Annotated in this window: 21 protein-coding genes and 2 pseudogenes; 9 read left to right on the top strand and 14 right to left on the bottom strand. The window is 62.5% G+C overall.

The features are described from left to right. Positions 1-496: 496 nt before the first annotated feature. The 9 genes from C8J30_RS14735 to C8J30_RS14700 form a co-directional block, all read right to left on the bottom strand. A complete protein-coding gene (locus C8J30_RS14735; protein ID WP_110806595.1) occupies positions 497-1048 on the bottom strand; it encodes a phage virion morphogenesis protein in 552 nt (183 codons plus the stop codon). Between the two features lie 120 nt (positions 1049-1168). After that, positions 1169-1477 carry a hypothetical protein gene (locus C8J30_RS14730; protein ID WP_110806594.1) on the bottom strand — a complete coding sequence of 103 codons (309 nt, stop codon included), beginning with the start codon at positions 1475-1477 and terminating at the stop codon, positions 1169-1171. Continuing rightward, the gene (locus tag C8J30_RS14725; RefSeq protein WP_146227925.1) at positions 1477-2397 is read right to left on the bottom strand and encodes a hypothetical protein; all 921 of its coding nucleotides are present in this window, start codon (positions 2395-2397) and stop codon (positions 1477-1479) included. Before C8J30_RS14725 ends, C8J30_RS14730 begins: the two co-directional genes overlap by 1 nt. A 2-nt stretch (positions 2398-2399) precedes the next feature. After that, entirely contained in the window at positions 2400-3344 is a 945-nt protein-coding gene (locus C8J30_RS14720; protein WP_110806592.1) for a major capsid protein, read from the bottom strand. Between the two features lie 126 nt (positions 3345-3470). After that, positions 3471-3929, bottom strand: coding sequence for a helix-turn-helix domain-containing protein (locus C8J30_RS14715; RefSeq protein WP_110806591.1), 459 nt, complete (start codon positions 3927-3929; stop codon positions 3471-3473). Positions 3930-4323: 394 nt separating this feature from the next. Next, a complete protein-coding gene (locus tag C8J30_RS14710) occupies positions 4324-4737 on the bottom strand; it encodes a regulatory protein GemA (protein WP_181420900.1) in 414 nt (137 codons plus the stop codon). Beyond that, positions 4730-5104, bottom strand: coding sequence for a hypothetical protein (locus C8J30_RS18705; RefSeq protein WP_181420899.1), 375 nt, complete (start codon positions 5102-5104; stop codon positions 4730-4732). The genes C8J30_RS14710 and C8J30_RS18705 overlap by 8 nt, the downstream gene beginning before the upstream one ends. A gap of 30 nt (positions 5105-5134) precedes the next feature. Next, on the bottom strand, positions 5135-5902 hold the full coding sequence (locus C8J30_RS14705; protein WP_110806589.1) for an AAA family ATPase: 768 nt from the start codon (positions 5900-5902) through the stop codon (positions 5135-5137). Then, positions 5902-7905: a hypothetical protein gene (locus C8J30_RS14700; protein WP_146227924.1), complete on the bottom strand. Its 2004-nt coding sequence runs from the start codon at positions 7903-7905 to the stop codon at positions 5902-5904. The genes C8J30_RS14705 and C8J30_RS14700 overlap by 1 nt, the downstream gene beginning before the upstream one ends. Positions 7906-8162: 257 nt before the next feature. Between C8J30_RS14700 and C8J30_RS14695 the strand changes: the two genes are divergently transcribed. From C8J30_RS14695 to C8J30_RS14670, 7 genes and pseudogenes are all read left to right on the top strand, one after another. Further along, positions 8163-8675: a helix-turn-helix domain-containing protein gene (locus C8J30_RS14695; RefSeq protein WP_181420898.1), complete on the top strand. Its 513-nt coding sequence runs from the start codon at positions 8163-8165 to the stop codon at positions 8673-8675. Between the two features lie 509 nt (positions 8676-9184). Further along, positions 9185-10820, top strand: a pseudogene (locus C8J30_RS14690) (IS1634 family transposase). 165 nt (positions 10821-10985) lie between these two features. Beyond that, complete coding sequence (locus C8J30_RS19265) at positions 10986-11114, top strand: hypothetical protein (RefSeq protein ID WP_281269381.1); 129 nt, start codon at positions 10986-10988, stop codon at positions 11112-11114. A 23-nt stretch (positions 11115-11137) separates the two neighbouring features. Beyond that, a pseudogene (locus C8J30_RS14685) lies at positions 11138-11479 on the top strand (DDE-type integrase/transposase/recombinase); the annotation flags it as partial. Between the two features lie 299 nt (positions 11480-11778). Beyond that, positions 11779-12033 (top strand): hypothetical protein, encoded by a 255-nt coding sequence (locus tag C8J30_RS14680; protein WP_146227923.1) that lies wholly within the window; start codon positions 11779-11781, stop codon positions 12031-12033. Then, positions 12030-12221: a hypothetical protein gene (locus C8J30_RS14675; RefSeq protein ID WP_110806585.1), complete on the top strand. Its 192-nt coding sequence runs from the start codon at positions 12030-12032 to the stop codon at positions 12219-12221. Before C8J30_RS14680 ends, C8J30_RS14675 begins: the two co-directional genes overlap by 4 nt. Positions 12222-12278: 57 nt before the next feature. Further along, positions 12279-12602: a hypothetical protein gene (locus C8J30_RS14670; protein WP_110806584.1), complete on the top strand. Its 324-nt coding sequence runs from the start codon at positions 12279-12281 to the stop codon at positions 12600-12602. 106 nt (positions 12603-12708) lie between these two features. Here the strand turns inward: C8J30_RS14670 and hemN are convergent, their stop codons facing one another. Continuing rightward, positions 12709-14064, bottom strand: a complete 1356-nt coding sequence (gene hemN / locus C8J30_RS14665) for an oxygen-independent coproporphyrinogen III oxidase (protein ID WP_110806583.1) — start codon at positions 14062-14064, stop codon at positions 12709-12711. Between the two features lie 57 nt (positions 14065-14121). Between hemN and fnrL the strand changes: the two genes are divergently transcribed. Beyond that, entirely contained in the window at positions 14122-14868 is a 747-nt protein-coding gene (gene fnrL / locus C8J30_RS14660; protein ID WP_110806582.1) for a transcriptional regulator FnrL, read from the top strand. Continuing rightward, a complete protein-coding gene (locus tag C8J30_RS14655) occupies positions 14861-15244 on the top strand; it encodes a DUF4087 domain-containing protein (protein WP_220033762.1) in 384 nt (127 codons plus the stop codon). The genes fnrL and C8J30_RS14655 overlap by 8 nt, the downstream gene beginning before the upstream one ends. A 9-nt stretch (positions 15245-15253) precedes the next feature. Here C8J30_RS14655 and C8J30_RS14650 read toward each other — a convergent pair whose 3' ends face one another. The 4 genes from C8J30_RS14650 to C8J30_RS14635 form a co-directional block, all read right to left on the bottom strand. Beyond that, entirely contained in the window at positions 15254-16027 is a 774-nt protein-coding gene (locus C8J30_RS14650) for a FadR/GntR family transcriptional regulator (protein ID WP_110806581.1), read from the bottom strand. A gap of 104 nt (positions 16028-16131) precedes the next feature. Beyond that, positions 16132-16806 carry an OmpA family protein gene (locus tag C8J30_RS14645; RefSeq protein ID WP_110806603.1) on the bottom strand — a complete coding sequence of 225 codons (675 nt, stop codon included), beginning with the start codon at positions 16804-16806 and terminating at the stop codon, positions 16132-16134. A gap of 124 nt (positions 16807-16930) precedes the next feature. Then, on the bottom strand, positions 16931-17827 hold the full coding sequence (locus C8J30_RS14640) for a methylated-DNA--[protein]-cysteine S-methyltransferase (protein WP_110806580.1): 897 nt from the start codon (positions 17825-17827) through the stop codon (positions 16931-16933). 80 nt (positions 17828-17907) lie between these two features. Continuing rightward, positions 17908-18843, bottom strand: coding sequence for a Hint domain-containing protein (locus tag C8J30_RS14635; protein WP_110806579.1), 936 nt, complete (start codon positions 18841-18843; stop codon positions 17908-17910). Between the last annotated feature and the right edge of the window lie 113 nt (positions 18844-18956).

Raw genomic sequence — 18956 nt, 5'->3', positions numbered from 1 at the left:
GGGCAACGCGGCGGCCGGAAATCGAGGTGTCGACCACCGCGGCCAAGCTCTCCTTGGTGACATCGTCGATCACGTTCAGAATGCGGAAACGCCGCTGGAGGGGGGGTATTTCATTCGGAACGATGGGAATTGAGCCGGAATGAAATATGCTCAAAGGGTTACGGGTGAAGGCGCAGAAATGTCTTTGAAATCTCGGGCTGTTGAAGCACGTCAAATCTCGCACTGAGCCAACATTTTCTGACGTTTTCCCCGCGATTTCCGGGCATACGAACGCATTTGGTAACACCAGCAACGAGCACCAACGGGGGATGCGTTGAACAGCTGGTCCGGTCTGAATACTATGGCGAAGCTGGGAAGCGCTCCGGTGGAGAGGAATCGAAGGTCCCGGCAAGGCGGCTGTGCCACCGCAGTCGCCATCCATTCAGATGTTCAGGGGCGCTCTTGCTTCCCGAAAGTTCCCGATGGCGTCAGGATTGAACGCGCTCCGGGCCGTGGATCACAAGCGCAGCCATTCTTCTGCTGCTTCAAGAATGCGCTCCTGATCCAGATCGGAAACACCGATGTAGGGACGTGCCGGAATTCGGATGGTGTGCGCCTTGATCGCCACGTCATTACCGCCCTCTTTGTCGCGCTTGGCAAAGCGGCGCCCGACCATGTAGCGGCTGCCAGCGTCCTTGTTGATCGTGCCGCCAAGCTGGTGGATCGCCGCCCATAGAACAGGAGAGCCAACCCTCACGTCCTTGTCGGAGGGGATTGCGTTGAGCGATGCTTTCAGGCTGCTGTTCTTACCATTCGTGTTTGACTGAAGGATCATCAACGGCAGCTGATTTTTCTTGATCCGTGCCCGGACCGTCGCCGGTTTCAGCGGTGCCCAGGGCGCGCCATTCGGGCCGCTCTGGCTGTCGAACCGCTCACGCGCGGAATTCAACAGGATTTCCCCAACACCCTTGTAGAAGGGACGCAGATCGCCCATCCGGGCAAGCATATCGCGCAGCGCCTGCCGTGCAGTGGCCTCTTGCAGTTCAACCGAAATGCTGATGCCCGCCATCGTTGAAAGCTCCCTTGGTTTCGGTTATGTTCCAATGGTCGAAGCGGTGCGGCGGTGACTGCCCTTCTAGCCGCTTCGGTGTGGCGGCCCGATCACCCGGGCCGTCTTTCGTTTTGAGCGTTACGGTTCATTCCGCAGCCCGATAACCAGCGTCAGGAATACGGCCTTGGTGACGGTGTTCCCGACGAAATCCTGACGCTCGAGGAACTCGCCCAGGAACACCGTGTCGGTGTCAGCCATGATATGCCCCGTGTTCAGGCGTTCCGTGAATTCGGTGTCGAGCACGATTGCAGTGAACGGGTGTTCCCCGCCGTCATTCAGGCGGATGTCATCACCTGCCGGGATTTGCCCCGGCAGGATCTGGAACAGCGAATGGCGAATGTTCGTGATGCTTCGAGCGGCACCGCGCGCAGGGCCTGTTTCGGTCATCACCGCACCTGCCCTTGAACAAGATCGAGCGCGTCAGCAAAGCTGATGCCCTTGGCACGGCTGACTTCCGTCGCCCGCGCCGCGAGGTCGCTGCCGCGCGGGTCGATGGTGTAGCCTGCCGGAACTTCGACCCCACCCGCCGCGCGCGGCGCGCCACCAGGCGAAAACAGATCGGGGCCAAGGTCGAATTCCCCGAAGCTCACGACAGGCGGCTGTTTGGCGAGATAGTCGAAGAACCAGTCGCGGGCGGGTTTCTCGCTGCCGTCAGAAAAGCTGACGGTATCGGAGCTGCCCAGATGCGCGGCGAAGCTCAGCACCTCGTCCTTGAACACGGGCAGCACCCGGCCCGCCCCGATCAGGTCTTCCACCCGCCGTTCCACGGCTTCGCGGCGCAGCTGCGCCAGCTCTTGCGCCTCGGGCGAAAGCGGCGCGGCGAAGTTCTGCGAAAGGGCGATGCTTTGGCCCGCCCCGCCCGCGAACTTGACTGGCTTCAGGCCGGGCACGGCGGGGGCCTGCGCTCCGAGGAAGCCGACATGGCGCAGGTGGAAGTCACCGGGGGTCGGGTTCGCCGTCGAGTCGGGCGTGAAAAGCGAGATCGAGACGCGCTTGTAACGCCCAGCCTTCACCGCGTCGGCAAATTCCGGCACCACGTCGCGCACGGTCGCCTTGAGAACATCGTTTTCGACAAAGAGGCGATCCACCCAGCCGAAGGCCGGGGCATCGGTTTCCGGGTGACCGATCACCACCGGAGCCGGGTTGGCTTCGGCGTCATAGTTGGCCGCGATGCGGGCCAAGTTCTCGCGCTTGATGGTCTGCTTCGTGCCCGCCATGTCGGTGAAGCTTCCAACCCGAAAGATCTCGATCGGGCCGAAGCTGCCCGGCGCGGGTTGCATGGAAAAACCTGTTCCTTGGTTCGCCATGATCACGCCCCCACGATGTTCTGGAACAGGAAGCCCGAGGCGATGCCCGTCAGCTGCGGCGCGCGCTGATAGGTGACGCCATAGACCCACGACCGGCAATCGCCATCCCAGCGCGGAGCTTCCACGAAGGGATGCCCGGTCAGGGTGTAGGTGTAGCCGAAGGACGGCTGATCCATGGCAGCATCCTGCGACGGCACATAGCCCAGCACGGCGAAGTTGCCCCAAGCTTCCTTGGCCGCGGCATCCGGGGTCTTGGGGTCGAGATAGGTGGCCCTGCCCACCACCAGATTATTCAGCTCGAACAGGCCCGCCAGCATGTCCGTCGTGATGCTTTCGGCGGTGGTGTATTTGAACCGTTCGACGATTCTCGGATGATGCTTCAGCGCCCGGAAACCTTTCGAGCTGATCACCATGCGGTTCGGATCGACGCCGCAAGTGGTGCGCACCTGTTCTTTGGCGTTTTCGATGTCCGCCATGGGGTTGCTGGTATCACTGTTCCAACAGCTGGTGCCGATCAGGGAGAGCTTGTTGTCGTTGCCATAGTTCGCCGCATTGGTCGCCAACGCCGCCTGGTCGATTTCCAGCGTCAGCGTCAGCGAATTCATCACCGTGTTGACGGCACGCCTGCCCAGATCGAGACCCGGCACGGCTGCGGCGTCCTGGGCGAATTCACGGGGCACCGGCGTATCGAGCGCGAAGTTTTGCAGCGCATAGGGTTTCCCCTCATAGCCGAACTGGATGCGCTGGACGGTCGATCCCGGCGCGCGGCGCGAGTTGTAGTTGACGAAGCCTTCGCGCCCGAACTCGATCACCTGCCCGCCCGAGGCGGGAACCGGGATCGAGGGGAACAGGACATTGCCCACCCGTTGCGGGTGGATATAGCCCTGCGCGATGCCCGACAGGACGGGGTCGATCACGCGGGCGGCATTCTGGTTCAGAGGTTGCATTTGCGTTCCTTGGCTCTGGTTGATTTCCGCGCCGCTGGGCGCGGTCTGTGCCCTGCCCGGTGGTCACGCCCCGGAAAAGGCGGGAAGTGGTGTTAACCCCCCGTCAGGATCGCGGCGCGGGGCATCTCAGGACGCCCCGCCCGCTGCGGTGGCGCAACTCGCGCCGAAATAACGGTTGCGGGGCTTGCGGTTGGGATTGCTGACGCCAAGCTGCGACAGCCGCCGCCGCACATGCCGTTCGGTCAGCGACACCGCGCGGGAAATCTCCCAGTTGGCGAGGCCGCGGCGCACCATGTCCACAAGCCGGGCGTCCCGGTCTTCGGCCTTGCAAAGGCGCGGCACATAGAACCGCGCAGGCCCGACCGCCTCGCACAGCAGCCGGGCGTTATCGAGGCCCAATGCCTGGGAAAGAAAGTGCCCTTCGGTGACAGTGTTCGCCCTGGCCGGAATGTCGATCTGTTGCCCGCCGAACGCCTTGCAAATCTGCCCGAAGGCCCATTCGCCCAACTCGTCAAGGATCGCTTCCTTGATCAGGGCGGCGTCGGTTTCGTCCGCGTAACCGGACCGAACGGGAAGGGGTGTCATGCCGAAAGACCTCCGTTTTGCCTGTCCCCCGGACGCTAGTCCGGGGAGGTATCATTATACCACCGGACATTTGTCCGGGGCAAACAGGGGGCGATTGCGGCGAAGGTGGTCTGGCCCGTTCCTTGGTAGATGACAGTTGCTTGCGTTCGCGCTGGCAACACCCCGGACGGGGCGCAACGGTAGGTTCACAGCGTTGCGCCTTCTGGCTCTGGCTGATCGCGGTGGCGCAATCGCCGCAGAAGACGCCGGATCGGTGGCAGGGTTTCGGGCGATGCCCTGCCACCAAACTTCAAACGGGATGTGGATTGCTGCCTTGTCGATTCGGAGTTAGGCTATCAGCGCAGGGCGAAGACTGGTGATGGGTCCTGTAAGCCCTGCTTCGCGCGCGCCGCAATCACCTGCCGCGCGCGACCATTTTAGTCAAAGCGCCGATGACACGGCGGGCCGTGCCGCCATCGAGCCATCCGACGCTGCAACCGTAGCCCCGCTTTTCCATCCAATGCCGCAGGCTGGTTTCTGTGCCCGTGCCATCGGTGAAGATCGCCCAAAGCTCTGAAATTTTGCGCATCTGCGCCTCGGTGGCTTTGAGGGGATGACGGGAAGCGTTCTTTTTCGCCTCTGTCGAGATGAAGCCCAAAGCTTCGAAATGCGCCATGAGCTTCTTGAATGTCTGGGGCGTCAGGGCTTTTGCCGTCTCTTGCCCCGTGAGGCGGGACAAGAGCGCGCGGTAATCGTCTTCCGACATGCCAACCTGTTCCTTGGCAACGCGGATGATGGCGAAGTGTTTCGGGGTGATGGTGTCAGGCATTTGCCCCGTCCAGTTGCAGCTTGCCCGCTTCGCGAAAGGAAATGCCCGTCGCAAGGAAAAGGCAAAGCTCCGCCTTGTGGATGGGCAGGCCAGCCGCGCGGGCCACCTCACTGATGTTGTTGATGGCCAGTTTTCCTTTCGCGAAAGCATTGATCTTGCTGCGAAGTTCGTTCTCGATCTCACGAAGCGAACGGCATTGTTCATCAAGGATTTCGGAAATGCCGAAGCTGTGCATGCGCAATTCCTCGCCCGACTCCAAAGACCTTTCCAGCATTGCCGAGAAGGCTGCGACCTTGTCGGTCACCGTGTCCATGCCGTCCAGCAAGTCGATGATGCCGCCGATTTGGTTGTTGCGAATGTCGTTCATGGAGAGAACTCCTTCCTAGGATTTGGTTTTTCAGTCTTCGCGGCTGTCGAGAACTTTCAGCGCGGATTGCTTTCCCTTGAGAGAGAAAACAGCGTTGCGGATGTGGGGCAGTTGGATCGGTGCCGCACCGCCCGTCATGTGTTGAGCGAGCTGAAGCGTCCTGCCGAGTTCGCGGGCGCTGGTCTTCGTGCCGAGGTTGCGAACCGCCTTCAGAGCGTCATCACCTGATACGCCATAGGCTTTGGCGATAAGGTCGCAGTCTTCGGCGTCAAGGTTGGGCAGCGGCATTGTGAGGCCAATACGGCTCTGAACCTGTTCGAGTTCTCTTGCCGTGCCACGGCGATCAGACCCCAAACGGCCTTCGTTTCCGCTGATCACCAGAGCAAATCCGGCCGTTTCGTGGATGCGCAATAATTCGCGTTTTGTCGTGTCTTCCAGTGTCTGGAACTCATCGACCACAAGAAGATCCTTGTTGGCCCCGGAGTAGCGCGCGCGCCGCTCGAACTGGCGCAAGACACTGTCGAGGGTTTCGCGGTCATATCCGCCCAGAGAAGCACCAATCGCCAAGGCAATGCCGCGATACATGCCGCCGATGCTCTTTTGCTGCGCGCCGATTTCGATATAGGCACCATCGAATTCCGTGGCGAGGTAGAAGAGGGCGGTCGTCTTTCCGCGACCAGGCTCGCTGACGATGCAGGCCGGATAGGCGGAAATCATGGCGTATTCGATCGCCTTGCGGACCATTTGAACGGCCTTGGTTTCGACAAAGGTTTTGGGGATCAGGGGCTTGGTAAGCATCAGGATGCCTTTCTGGTTTTGCTCGGGAGGGCCGCTTCTAGCGCATCCATCAGTTGGCGCGCTTCGTCTTCTTCTTGTTGCCGGGTTTTCCCTTTCGGGGCGGGCGTCGGGGACAACGCGAGGCCCTTTCCGCCGCGCCGGTTGACCGAAATCACAGCGTCAGGATTGTTGGGTGTCACGGGTTCCTGACGGTGGCCGAAACTCATCAGTTCCTTGCCAACGTCGATCGTCGGGACCGACTTGCCGAGCGTGGTCAAGGCGCGGTTGCGAACAGAGCTGCGCCGAGCGCTTTCTTTTGCCCCGCGTTCGTCCAGGACCTCATAGGGTCGATCGGCATGGGCAATGCCAATTTCGTGCCCCCGTTCGTCCGTGATCCGAAGGGCAGAGAAGCCATGATAACGTGGGATATGCACGATCACTTTCCGATCAAAGCAGCTCAGAAGCCCGTCGCAGGTCCAATACTGCCCAAAGACCTCGACACAGTGCTTCCTGACGTCACGGGTTTCCGGACGGGTGAACAGGGTCAGAAGGTCTTGCGGGTTCATCAGGGTGGCTTTCCATCCCGCTTCCACGTGCTTTTTGAACGCCGCGGCGGGCGAGATGTTGTTGAGGGAACCACTTTTCTGGGGGATGTTCTCGTAAGCAGTCAGAAGGCCGTAGATCGTGTCTTGAAAGGTATCCCAGCCATCATCAAAGGGCGGGGCCTTCTTGCCGACCTCGGGGCTTTTCGGGTTCATCCGGTCATCGTCGATCCAGCCTTTGATGTGCCGGAAATACTGCTGGTTCATCTGGCGGAACCAGCCTTCCACGTGTTTCGCAGCAGCATTGTAGGGCTTGGCGCGGATAACGCGGTTCCGATCCTCGCTGCCATTGAAGCCGATCACGCTACAATTGAGTTGCAACGCATCCGCGAGATCGTCGGCGAACCCGTATTCCGCACCGTTATCGGCATAAAGGGTTCCGGGCACCCCGAAGGAAGGATCCTGACACATGTTGATGAAAGCTTCGATGACGTCAGCATTCCTGACGCCTCCGCGTTCCTCGAACAGGATGATTTCGCAAAAGACCCTGTTGGTCGCGATGTCGTGGAAGGCGATCAGCTTCGGTGTTGCGGTGGTGCCGTTGTCTCGTTGCACCAGAACATTGATATGGTGAACGTCCATCACCACGACTTCCATCGGGGCCAGATTGGCTGTTGTGCGCCGGATGCGCGGTTTGTTGTCCTCGCTGGCCTTCCGGTCGGTCTTGTGCCGGTAGACGGCCTTGAACCGCTGTTCTTCGCGGTAGAAGTCGAGGGGGATCGCCCAGGTCTTCCGATCGGCGAGTTCTACCCCATAGGCGAGCGTGATTTGCCTAAGCTTCTCGCCCGTCAGGGTCAGGGCGATTTTTCGCTGTGCTCCCCCTTTGATCAGGCTACGCATGTATTGCTTCAGATCTTCATGGACCTGTTCCCGCGTGGCTTGATCAAAAGAGACTGCTTTTTCCCATTCCCGGCTGACAAACACGCGCCGCTGCCCCTTGTCGTTGCGTGGTTTCTTGGCAAGGCACAGGTGCCGCCCGCCGCAGCGTTCAAAGGTTTCCACCCAGTCATAGAGGGTGGATTTGGTGAGGTGGCGCGGTGTCCCTGTCCAGTCGATCCGCGTTGTTCCGATCAGGCGCCGATACTCCCCCGCGCGGGCCGAGCTGCCGCGCGCCGTTCCAAGGATCGGGCGAATGACGTCAAGTTTCCAGTTGTGTTCCGCAAGGCCAGTAGCGTCGATCCGAAGCCCTTCGGGCGCTATGCCCTCCGCCGCCAGATCATGCAGGCGTTGCCGAAGATGGGCTGGGAGGCTTGAAGAGCTGACAATGTGCATATAGCCACCGTGGCTACGGGTGCCTTCGATGGTCGTAACTTGGAGCGGATGGCCTTGAATTTCACCTTTGGCGATAGCCCTTCTGGCTGCCTGCTTTGATATTTGCGCCAGCTCCGCCAAGGTCGTGCTGTCGATGAAGCTAGGCAGCATCTTGCATGACCTCACGGACAATTCGCGCTCTCAAGGCTTGCGCTTCGGGACCGTTGCGTTTGCCAGTCAGGGCATCGCTTGCCCATACGCGGTCAATGCTCCTTTCAGCGCACCACTTGTTTAGCGAATGCCCTTGCGCGATAAGGGTTCCGCGCACCTGTGCGAGAAGTTGCTTGCTTGGAGTGATGGCGCTCATGAATGTGGTCTCTGACTGCATAAAGTAGTCAGAGACTATAAATCGGGATATGTCAAGAACCATGGCTGAGGACGTCAGGGTATACATTGAGCGTGTCAAAGCTGCCCTGAGCGTCACGACCGACGAACAGTTGGCGGCAAAGCTTGGTTATTCAAAGCAAGCGATTGCGAGCTGGCGCAGTCGGCGCGCGGTTCCCTACAAGGCAGAGCTTCGGATTGTTGGCATTTTGGGCGATGAGTTCGGCCTCCGTGAACCGATACTCGGGACGCGCAAGCTGAAATGGGAAGACACCATTCATGGCTTAGCCATCTTCGCCATTGGAGAGTATACTTCTCATTGGCAGCGGCCTTTCTCGTATCCTCAAATTCGTGCGATCGGGCGGCGATTTGATGAAGTAGAAGACGAGATTCGTAGGCTTTTCCTAGCCTACTCCGCCGCAGCATATCCGCAAAATGAGCTTCTCGAACTCGTGGTCCGCATCATTGAGAAGAGACGAGATCAGCAGATCGACGAACTTCTTTCCGTTTTGGAGAGCGAGGACTTTCTGGAAATCGAAGCTGGGTTGGGTTCCTAATGGGTAGTTAATGCCTGTCTGACGTTGTGAGGCCCCAAAGGGCTCAAGGCGATTAGTCAAGCTTTTTCAATGGGATGAATTTGCATCGGATTGTTGCTTTCATCGGACCACTTGCTTTTCCAGAAGGTTTGAAATCGCTATATTTCCCAATGCCTTGGTGCGGTTTCGTTCCGGCTCAATTATCTCCATATTCCGAAATAATTTTCGCCCTTACATAGTTCTGCCGTTTGCCAGCCACGCTGTTCGTCCTCGTCTTCCTTGGCGGCAAGCTTAGCAAACTGTCCGCTGGCTGGGGATCACCTCACGCGCCTCACCACATGCACAGGCTGACCCGTCGCTCCCAAGTTCGACAGTTCGTGGCGATTTTCGGCACCTGCACGCTAGGCGATCCACGGGATTTCAATGCGTTAGCTTGATGGGTGGTGCCATTTCGGCAGATTTAGTGTAGTTACACGCCGCATCAATATTGTGCATTGCGTGAATGACCCAGAGGCGCCATCCTGCATCACATGTTCACGCGCATCACCGAGAGCGGCGGGCGCCGCTACCTGCAGATCGTCGAGTCCTTCCGCAACGAGGCCGGGAAGCCTCGGCTGCGGGTGATCGCCAATCTGGGGCGCGTCGACGAGATGAAGGATGGGCAGCTCGACGCCCTCATTCGCGGCCTCAGCCGGGCCGCCGGTTGGACCGAGCCCGCGAAGCTGAAGATCAGCTACGGTGCCGCCCGCAGCTTCGGCGGCGTCTTCGCGCTGCACGAGCTTTGGAAAGACCTTGGCTTCGACCGCGCCCTTGGCCGGGCGTTGTGTTCGGGCAAACGGGGGGTCGACGCCGAGGCGCTGATCCGTGCCATGGTGTTCAACCGGCTTTGCGAGCCCGAAAGCAAGCTGGGCTGCCTGCGCTGGCTCGAGACGGTGGCGATGCCGCCATGCCCGAGACCGTGACGCATCAGCACCTGCTGCGCGCCATGGATGCGCTGATGGATCATGCGGAGCGGGTCGAGATGGAGCTGGCCAAACAGATCCGACCTCTGGTCGATCGCGATCTGGCCGTGGTGTTTTACGACCTGACCACGGTGCGCATCCACGGCGAGGGCCGGCTTGAGGAGGACCTGCGCGCCTTCGGAATGAACAAGGAAACCGGCGGCATCGCGCGGCAATTCGTGCTCGGCGCGGTGCAGACGGCCGAGGGCCTGCCGCTGATGCACACGGTGCATCCCGGCAATGTCGCCGAAACGAAGACCCTGCAGGCGATGCTCGCGACGGTGCTGGCGCGTTTCCCGGTCGAGCGGGTCATTCTGGTGGCGGATCGCGGCCTGCTGAGCCTCGACAATATCGATGCGCTGGCGGATCAGGGCGGGCGCAAGCTCGAGTTCATCCTGGCCGTTCCCGCCCGCCGTTACGGCGAGCTGAGCGATACCTTCCGTGGCCTGTCCTTCGATGCCGAGGGCCTGGCCGAGACCGCCTTTGCCGGGCACCGCCTGATCGTTGCGCAGGATCCGCTGCGTGCTGCCGAGCAATCCGCCAGGCGCCGCGCCCGCATCGCGGAGCTTGAGGCGCTGGCCGAAAAGATGGTGCGCAAGCTTGACGCCCAAGATGACGGGCTGACCGATCGCGGCCGCCGCGCCTCGGACCGGGGCGCCTTCAGCCGCTTCACCCGCGCCGTCGCCGAGGAAGAGCTGACCCGCTTCCTCAAGGCCGATTACAGCGCCGACCGCTTCAGCTGGTCGCTCGACGAAGAGGCCATCGCCGAGGCGGAACTCTTCGACGGCAAGCTTGCGCTGATCACCAACGCGCCCGAGCTGAGCCCCGCCGACACCGTTGCCCGCTACAAGGCGCTGGCCGATATCGAGCGCGGGTTCCGGGTGCTGAAATCCGACATCGAGATCGCGCCGGTCCATCATCGGCTGCCCGACCGCATCCGCGCCCATGCGCTGATCTGCTTTCTGGCGCTGGTGCTTTACCGCGTGGTGCGCATGCGGCTGAAGGCCAAGGGCCACGCCGCCAGCCCCGCACCGCCCTCGATCTTCTGGCGCGCATCCATCGCCACCAGGCACGGATCGCCGACCGAAATCTCGAGGGCATCACCACACCGAGCCCCGAACAACTGGACCTTTTCGACACCCTCAACCTGCCAAAGCCGACCTGAAATCCAGCCTGTAGTTACATTTTGGCCATCTTCGCTATAGTGAAATCAATTACTTGGTCGTTTTGCTGTCGAAGTTGGGGTCGCTAGACGCAAAAGCCCTGCCAGCGAGCCGTGAAGATCCGCCACCAGTTCCACGCCCCCCTTTGCCGTCGCTGACGGCACAGGATGCAGCATGATCTTCTCGATCAGCGCGCGCAACGTCTCGGCACGGTCGGGCGTGTCCTGACCGCGTTCCGATTTTTCGCCTTCAAGCGCGATGAGGTGGTCGAGATCGTCGCGGACCCGCGCGATTGACTGCCGGATCTGCCGCCTTTGGCCTGCCGGAGGTGCCCAACATGACCTGGTCGATGGACTTCATGGCCGAGAGGCCAGGTGACGGACGCCAGTTCCGGCTCTTGAACCTGCTGGACGACTGCAACCGCGAAGGGCTGGGCATCGAGGTCGATTTCTCGCTGCCCGTCGAGCGGGTGATCCCGAGGCTTGAGCGCATCGTCGAATGGCGCGGCAAGCCCGGCACCATCTGGGTGGAAAACGGCCCGGACCACATCAGCGGCAAGCTGCTGATCTGGGCTGAGAAACGGGGCCTCACGATCCGGCGCATCCAACCCGGCCAGCCTCAGCAGAACGCCCGTATCGCGCGCTATAACCGCGTTCGCCATTGTACTCGGACCAGTGGCGGGCAAAGGCTCGATGCTCTTCGAAGCCAACGAAGACTGGCAATCATCAAGCCGCTCCATGAGGATCGAGGCTTTCGCGCAGATCGACCCCTTCGCGGCACCACCACGAAAGCCGCGTGATCATGGCCTCAGGCCGCCCGGGAAATTGCACCGGCTTGACGGACACGACTGAAAAATAATCTCCCAAAAGACGACAGAATTGAGCGAGAATATTTCCTTGAAAACACGACCGAGTTTGTAGAGTATATCGCCATGGCCAGTCGTAAAGGAAAGGAAACGCCATGACCTACTTCCTGCCGATGTCCGTAACTCCGGGTGCGCGGAGCCATCGTCCCATTCAGATGCAGTTTGCGGCGCCCATTCTGACCGCGGAAGCTTATGGCTTCGACGCCGCGCCCGTTGCCTTGTGCCGAACTGGCGTGGGCGAGGGGGAGGGCGGCGCGAAACTTGCTCTGCCGTCGGGTGCGGTTGCCGCCGTCGCCCTCGGCCTTGGCCTGATGATCTGGACCGGGGCGATTTACTGGGTGCTGGCATGACGGCCTTGCCCCTTTTTGTCGTCATGATGATCGACACCCGGACCGAGCAGCCGCATCGGATCAATGGCCTCGTGCTGCGCAAGATCACCGACGATCCGGAGGCCGCCCGTCAGGAATTTCTGCGTCATCGCGATCCGCAGATCTGGCGGATCGTCGTGCGGCCGCTTTCCGGGGCGGTCGCGGCCTGATCGGCCGGACGCGGCGGCCCGTCTCTGCCGCGCCGTTTTGTCACGAAGGAGGACGTCATGCTGTCGCGTCTGCTTCTTGCCCTGACCACCCGCCGCCCGCGCGACTGGGAGCTTGCGGAGACCGGCCTCGATCGCCTCGCCGCCGATCTGGCGCGCGACGGATGGCGGGTTCGCTTTGCCGGGCCGCGTTGGGATCTTGTCTGGACGCGGGAATGGCAAAGGCCGCAGCGCTGCAAGGTGCTGGTCCTGCCCGATCCGGGGCAGGGCGGTTGGGGCCACGCGAGATGGGCAAACCACTGCCTGCCGCCCCTGCGCGCCGGATGGCAGTGGCAATCGCTTGTCACGCAACGCCTGCGCTACCGGTCTTTCGCCGCGATCTGAGCGATCATCCGGACTCCCCCCCAGACCGATGCTGCGCCGCCGTCCGGCAAAAGAAATGGGCGCCTTGCGGCGCCCAGTCTGCCCTTCCCTTGTTATGGAAGCGCCCTCAGATCGCCGAGCTGTGCCCGGCTTTCGAGAGGTCATAGCCATCGAAGTGACGCGCGATCATCCGCGTCAGCGGGCGGCCCTGTTCGGGGATTTCCAGCCCCGCTTCGGTCACCGTCACCATGTCTTCGAACTTCGCGGCGCAGGAGGCGAATTCGGCGTCCAGCGCCACCGGATCGGCGCCCCATTCGGTCACGAGTTCCGCCTTGTCGGCCTTGAAGTCGCACATCAGCATCTCGATCAGACGGCCGCGCATCAGGTCTTCCTTCGAGAAGACGAAACCGCGGTGGGTCGAGAACTTGCCGTCGCGGATCGCCGCCGTATAGGTGCCGGTCGGGCTTTCGTTCTGCGCATAGCCCTGCGGGAAGCGCGAGATCGACGAGGCGCCGAGACCCACCAGAGCTTCCGCCTGATCGTCGGTATAGCCCTGGAAGTTGCGGCGCAGCTTGCCCGCTTTCAGCGCGGTGGCCAGACCGTCATGCGGCAGCGCGAAGTGGTCGATGCCGATCACGTCGTAGCCCGCATTCGTGAACAGCTCGCGCGACAGGTGGAACAGCTCCAGCCGCTCGGGCGGCGTCGGCAGGTTTTCCGACGGAATGAGCGACTGACGGCGCGACATCCACGGCACGTGCGCATAGCCGTAGAAGGCGACGCGGTCGGGTTTCAGCGACAGCACCTTTTCGACGCTTTCGGTCATCTTCTGCGGCGTCTGATGCGGCAGGCCGTAAAGGATGTCGGCGTTCAGGCTGTTGATGCCGCGGTCGCGGATCATGTCGACGACCATCTTCGTCACTTCGAAGGTCTGTTCGCGCCCGATCACCGACTGGATGAAGGGGTCGAAGTCCTGAATGCCCACCGAAGCCCGGTTCATGCCCGATTGCGCCAGCGCATCCATGCGCTCGTCGTCAATCTCGTTCGGGTCGATCTCGACCGAGAATTCGCCCTTTTCGCCCAGCGGCACCGCCTCGAAGACGGCGTCGCAGATCTTGCGCATCGAATCGGCCGGCAGAAGCGTCGCGGTGCCACCGCCCCAATGCAGACGCGACAGCTTCACGCCCGGCGCGAGATGCGATTTCAGAAGCTCGACTTCCTTGATCAGCGTCTCGGCATAGGTTTTCACCGGTGCATCGGTCTGCGTGCCCTGGGTGCGGCAGGCGCAGAACCAGCACAGGCGCCGACAGAAGGGCACGTGCATGTAAAGCGAGATCGACGCCCCCGCCGGAATCGCCTCGATCCACTCGATGAACTGCGAGGGGCCGATATCCTTGGAGAAATGGGGTGCAGTCGGGTAGCTGGTGTAGCGGGGCACCTTGGCATCGAAGAGACCGAGCCGGGCGAGTTGCGATTCATGTTTCATGGGCGTATTGTATCCTTCACGACGCGAACAAAGTATTGTCCCAAATCAAGCAAAGCAATGTCTCACGACGACGCTCATCCAGTCTCGCTGCAGTGCGGAGACTGCCCGATCAGGCACCGGGCCGTCTGCGCAAGATGCGAGAGTTCCGAGCTCGATGAACTCGAGGCGGTGAAGTATTACCGCAGCTTCGAAGCCGGTCAGACAGTGATCTGGTCGGGGGACAAGATGGACTTTGTGGCCTCGGTCGTTTCGGGGATCGCGACCCTCACCCAGACCCTCGAAGATGGTCGCACGCAGATGGTCGGTCTCCTCTTACCCTCTGATTTTGTTGGAAGACCTGGCCGCGACCGCGCCGCTTACAACGTCACGGCGACGACCGATATCCTGATGTGCTGCTTCCGCCGGAAGCCGTTCGAAGAGCTGATGGAGCGCACGCCGCACCTCGCGCAGCGGCTTCTTCAGATGACTTTGGACGAGCTCGACGCCGCCCGCGAATGGATGCTTTTGCTCGGCCGCAAGACCGCGCGCGAGAAGATTGCCTCGCTTCTGTCGATCGTCGCGCGCCGCGATGCGTCGATTCGTCACCGCAAGCTGCGGGGGCATCTGACCTTCGATCTTCCCCTCACGCGGGAGGCGATGGCGGACTATCTCGGCCTCACCCTCGAGACGGTCAGTCGGCAGATTTCCGCTCTCAAGCGCGATGGTGTCATCGAACTCGAAGGAAAACGTCACGTCACGGTGCCCGACATGGATCGGCTGCTGATCGAGGCGGGCGAGGACAGCGACGGGGGCCTGATTGGCTAAGATCGTGGCGCTTGCGCTGGCGTTCGGACTGCTCGCAAGCGCGGCGCAAGCCGAGGCGCGGTCTGAAACCCGCTGCGGCTGGTTCGTCAATCCGACACCGGGCAACTTTTACCTGACCGATGCCGATGGCAGCTGGTGGTTCGCCTCGCAGGGCTCGCTGGAAGTCGGCGGCTGGGAAAATCTGGACTGGTCCGACGCGGAGTTCGGCGACGAATGGGTCGAGACCAACGGCTCATACGGCTATGGCTGCGCTTGCGCCTCGGGCGATTACGGCAATGCGGCCGAGGGCGAGGTCTGGTTCATCGACAAGCTGCGAGCGCTGCCGCTGTCGAAATGTCTGCGCGATCCGGCCTTGCCGCCGCCGCCCCGCGACTGATCTACCGGTTCAGGCGGTCTTGCCGTTCTGGTGCTGCAACCGCAGCCGCGCCAGCGCTTCGTGCTTTTCCGCCTTGCGCGACTCGGTCAGGGCCACTTCCACGAATTCCATGTGCACCGCCACCGCCGCCCGCGCCGCCACGCCGTCACGCGCCTGAATCGCCGCGTTGATCGCCCGGTGCTGTTCCAGCAGCGATTCCCGCGTCGAGCGGTTTCGGAACATGATCTGACGGTTGTAGAACACGCCTTCCGACAGCAGATCGAACATCGAGCGCATCATGTGCAGCATGATGATGTTGTGACTGGCCTCGACGATGGCCATGTGGAACTGCGCATCCAGCGTCGCCTCGTCGGCCGGGTTGCGCTTGCTGTGGGCGGTTTCCATCTTGGACATGATCGCGTCGATCACCTTCAGATCGGTGTCCGAGCCCATCTTGGCCGCTCGCTCTGCCGCCATGCCTTCCAGATCACGCCGGAAGGCGAGATAGTCGAAGACCGCCTGATCGTTTCGGGCGAAAAGCCGGATCAGCGCGGGCGAAAAGGCCGAGCCGAGCACCTCGGCGACGAAGATCCCCGAGCCGGCGCGGGTGGTCAGCAGGCCCTCTTCCTGCAACTCGGCCACGGCCTCGCGCAGGGACGGCCGCGAGACCGCCAGACGCTCGGACAATTCGCGTTCGGAGGGCAGGCGCTCGCCCGGGCGCAGCACACCCTCGACGATCAGATTTTCGATCTGACGCACCACGGCCGAGGCAAGTTTCTCGGATTCGATCTTCTGGAATGGCATTTCTCTCTCCCGTGGTCAGAAACTATGACCAATGAAAAAGCCGGGCAATGGGAAATGGTAAGGCCGGGCACGGGGCCCGGCCTTTTTGCGCGCGTCGCCCGGTCTCAGCGGTTCGGGCGGATGATGAATTCGACGCGGCGGTTTTGCGCCTTGCCTTGCGCGCTCAGGTTCGAGGCGACCGGCTGTTCCTCGCCGCGGCCATAGGCGACGACGCGATAGCGCGGCACGCCAGCGCCGATCAGCACATTGGCCACCGAATTGGCGCGGTCCTGCGACAGGCGCTGGTTGTAGGCGGCATCGCCGTCCGAATCGGTGTGGCCGACGACATCGACGGTGGTGTCGGGGTAACGGTTCAGGCTGCCCGCGAGCGTATAAAGATCGCGCTGCAGGTCGGGGCGCACCGAGGCGCTGTCGACGGCGAAGAGCACGTCTTGCGGCATCGTCACGACCAGACGGTCGCCCTGACGCACCACCGAGACGCCGTTGGTATCCAGATCGCGCCGCAACTCCTGCGCCTGCTTGTCGAGCTGGTTGCCGATCAGCCCGCCAATCGCGCCGCCGATCATCGCCCCGGTCGCGGCCTTGGCCAGCTTGTCGTCGCCGCCCCGGGTCGCCCCGAAGACGCCGCCGATCAGCGCCCCGGTGATCGCGGCGCTTTTCGTGTTGGCATAGGGGTCGGCGCTCGAGGAGTCGCTGTAGCCCTGATCATAGGGGTCGGTGCAGGCGCTCAGCGCGAAAAGGCCGGTGCAGGCGATGAGGAGGGTAGAGGTCTTGGTCATGGAACTGCCCTTGTGCTTGCGGCCATCCTGGCCGTTCTGTCCCATTCTACGCCAGATTTTCGCTGCGGTTCCATGCCCTGTGAAATCTTGGCGGAATTTTGCGCATCAACTTCAGGCGAGAATGTCAGGCCGAGGCGGCGCAAAGGCCCTGTTCCGCCTCGCGCCGGGCGGCTTCGCGCGCCAGAAGCGCCCGTTTGAGCGGCAGCCCCCAGTGATAGCCGCCCAGCCCGCCCGAAGCGCGCAGCACCCGGTGGCAGGGGATCAGCACCGCGACCGGGTTGCGCCCGACCGCCGTGCCCACCGCCCGCACCGCGCGCGGGCTGCCGATGCGATGGGCGATGTCGGAATAGGTGCAGACCTCGCCCGAGGGGATGGCCAGGAGCGCCTCCCAGACCTTGATCTGAAAGGGGGCGCCGATGACGGAAAGCCGGGTCTCGGCCGCACCGCCAAAGGCCGCGGCCACCCAGTCGGCGAGCGGGGCCGGGTCCTCGATCAACTCTGCACCGGGCCAGCGCGCGATCATGTCGGCAAAGGCGGTGTCAAATCCCATCTCCTCGGTGAAGGCGAGGCCGCAAAGCCCGCGCGCGGTGCCAAAGCCCAGCACCGGGCCGAAGGGCGAGGGGAAGCGGCCCCAGCGGATCGTCAAGCCGGTGCCGCCTGCCGCCAGCTCGCCCGGGGTCATCGCCTCCCAGCGCAGGATCAGATCGTGCAGCCGCGAGGCGGTCGACAGCCCCGCCGCCTCGGCCACCCGGTCAAGCGGCAGTTTCTGCGCCAGCAGCTCGCGGGCAAGGCCAAGCGAGAGGTATTGCGTGTAGCGTTTGGGCGAGACCCCGACCCAGGCCGAAAACACCCGCTGGAAATGCGGTGCCGAAAGGCCAAGCCGGGCCGACAGCGCGTCGAGCGAAATCCGCGTCGGGCGGCCTGCCGCTTGCGCCTCGGCCTGCGCCGCGTCGATTTCCGCGATCGCACGGGCGATCACGCGATAATGGTAGTGGTCTTCGACCGGAGTGTTTTCGGACATGGGCACGCCTTTCTTCGCCGCAGCTTAGGGGGATCGCACCAGCAAGGCGACCCGAAAGCTGCGGTTTCGGCGCGCGCGGCTCAGGCGGCGACGCGGCGGGCCCGGGCGAGGCGTTCGCGGCGGAACATCGCCACTTCCCAATCCTCCAGCCAGGCGCGGATCGGATCGGCATGGCCCGCCTTGACGCGCGAACCGATCGAACCGCGGATGCGGTCGGGCAAAAGCGACATGTAGGCGGCATCGGCATGGACCGAACTGACCCACATCCCCTCAGCCAGTACGACCTCGGGCGTGGCGAGCAGCATGGAATAGAGCTTCTGCGGCCCCGCCTCGGCCTCGGCCTTGGGCAGGGCGTGGCAGGCCTTGGCGAACATCTCGGATTCGCCGAACCAGAGTTCCAGTTCATGCCCGGCCAGAAGCACCCCGGTTCCGGGCGACAGCAGCACGTCGCGTTCGGGCAGGGCCTCGCCGAAACAGGCGGCGGCGAGCAGAAGCGGGCGCGTGTCGCTGGGCGCGCGGCGCGGCATCGTGTGCTGGCCGACCCAGAGGAGCGGCTGATAGCCGTTGTCGCGCGTCAGCACCCGATCGCCCGGACGCAGCCAGTCGATCGGCACCGGACCTTCGGACGTGGCAATCATCGTGCCGCCGCCAAGGCAGGGCAGGGCGGCGATTTCCTCGGGACCGGCGGCGCGGGCGGGCAGGGCGAACGGCTCCGCCTCGGCATAGTCGATGCCGGGGGTCAGCAGTTCCGACGGCACATAAAGGCACAGCACCCCGTCGATTTCGATCCGGTCGAGACGGATCGTCCCGCCTTCGGGCTTTTGCAGCACCAGCGGCACATCGGCGGTCAGCGTGCCTTGCAAGATCACATGGCCCATCGCATCGCACAGCTCTGCCCCGGCCTCGCCATGGGTGATCTGCCAAAGCATTGTGGCGGCATCGAAATCATGGTCCAGCGACCAGAGACCCTGCTCGGCGGCGCGGCCAAGCACCGAAACCGGATAACCGTAGTCCATGTTGCCTCTCCCGTCCCTTCAGAACAGCCCCATTCTTTCGCATCACGGCAAACGAAAGATTAACGGCGGCGGCGAATTGTCCGTAAATTGCCGAATTCGGTTAATCCTGCGCG

The sequence above is a fragment of the Rhodobacter viridis genome, assembly GCF_003217355.1.
GTDB lineage: Bacteria > Pseudomonadota > Alphaproteobacteria > Rhodobacterales > Rhodobacteraceae > Rhodobacter > Rhodobacter viridis.
Note: the sequence above shows the minus strand (reverse complement) of the source record. Positions and strands in the feature narration are given on the sequence as shown.

What these genes read in the sequence shown, in the direction of transcription:
- C8J30_RS14735 (WP_110806595.1), bottom strand. Translation starts at nt 1,048, where the DNA reads ATGGCGGGCATCAGCATTTCGGTTGAACTGCAAGAGGCCACTGCACGG.
- C8J30_RS14730 (WP_110806594.1), bottom strand. Translation starts at nt 1,477, where the DNA reads ATGACCGAAACAGGCCCTGCGCGCGGTGCCGCTCGAAGCATCACGAAC.
- C8J30_RS14725 (WP_146227925.1), bottom strand. Translation starts at nt 2,397, where the DNA reads ATGGCGAACCAAGGAACAGGTTTTTCCATGCAACCCGCGCCGGGCAGC.
- C8J30_RS14720 (WP_110806592.1), bottom strand. Translation starts at nt 3,344, where the DNA reads ATGCAACCTCTGAACCAGAATGCCGCCCGCGTGATCGACCCCGTCCTG.
- C8J30_RS14715 (WP_110806591.1), bottom strand. Translation starts at nt 3,929, where the DNA reads ATGACACCCCTTCCCGTTCGGTCCGGTTACGCGGACGAAACCGACGCC.
- C8J30_RS14710 (WP_181420900.1), bottom strand. Translation starts at nt 4,737, where the DNA reads ATGCCTGACACCATCACCCCGAAACACTTCGCCATCATCCGCGTTGCC.
- C8J30_RS18705 (WP_181420899.1), bottom strand. Translation starts at nt 5,104, where the DNA reads ATGAACGACATTCGCAACAACCAAATCGGCGGCATCATCGACTTGCTG.
- C8J30_RS14705 (WP_110806589.1), bottom strand. Translation starts at nt 5,902, where the DNA reads ATGCTTACCAAGCCCCTGATCCCCAAAACCTTTGTCGAAACCAAGGCC.
- C8J30_RS14700 (WP_146227924.1), bottom strand. Translation starts at nt 7,905, where the DNA reads ATGCTGCCTAGCTTCATCGACAGCACGACCTTGGCGGAGCTGGCGCAA.
- C8J30_RS14695 (WP_181420898.1), top strand. Translation starts at nt 8,163, where the DNA reads ATGGCTGAGGACGTCAGGGTATACATTGAGCGTGTCAAAGCTGCCCTG.
- C8J30_RS19265 (WP_281269381.1), top strand. Translation starts at nt 10,986, where the DNA reads ATGCAGCATGATCTTCTCGATCAGCGCGCGCAACGTCTCGGCACGGTC.
- C8J30_RS14680 (WP_146227923.1), top strand. Translation starts at nt 11,779, where the DNA reads ATGACCTACTTCCTGCCGATGTCCGTAACTCCGGGTGCGCGGAGCCAT.
- C8J30_RS14675 (WP_110806585.1), top strand. Translation starts at nt 12,030, where the DNA reads ATGACGGCCTTGCCCCTTTTTGTCGTCATGATGATCGACACCCGGACC.
- C8J30_RS14670 (WP_110806584.1), top strand. Translation starts at nt 12,279, where the DNA reads ATGCTGTCGCGTCTGCTTCTTGCCCTGACCACCCGCCGCCCGCGCGAC.
- hemN (WP_110806583.1), bottom strand. Translation starts at nt 14,064, where the DNA reads ATGAAACATGAATCGCAACTCGCCCGGCTCGGTCTCTTCGATGCCAAG.
- fnrL (WP_110806582.1), top strand. Translation starts at nt 14,122, where the DNA reads ATGTCTCACGACGACGCTCATCCAGTCTCGCTGCAGTGCGGAGACTGC.
- C8J30_RS14650 (WP_110806581.1), bottom strand. Translation starts at nt 16,027, where the DNA reads ATGCCATTCCAGAAGATCGAATCCGAGAAACTTGCCTCGGCCGTGGTG.
- C8J30_RS14645 (WP_110806603.1), bottom strand. Translation starts at nt 16,806, where the DNA reads ATGACCAAGACCTCTACCCTCCTCATCGCCTGCACCGGCCTTTTCGCG.
- C8J30_RS14640 (WP_110806580.1), bottom strand. Translation starts at nt 17,827, where the DNA reads ATGTCCGAAAACACTCCGGTCGAAGACCACTACCATTATCGCGTGATC.
- C8J30_RS14635 (WP_110806579.1), bottom strand. Translation starts at nt 18,843, where the DNA reads ATGGACTACGGTTATCCGGTTTCGGTGCTTGGCCGCGCCGCCGAGCAG.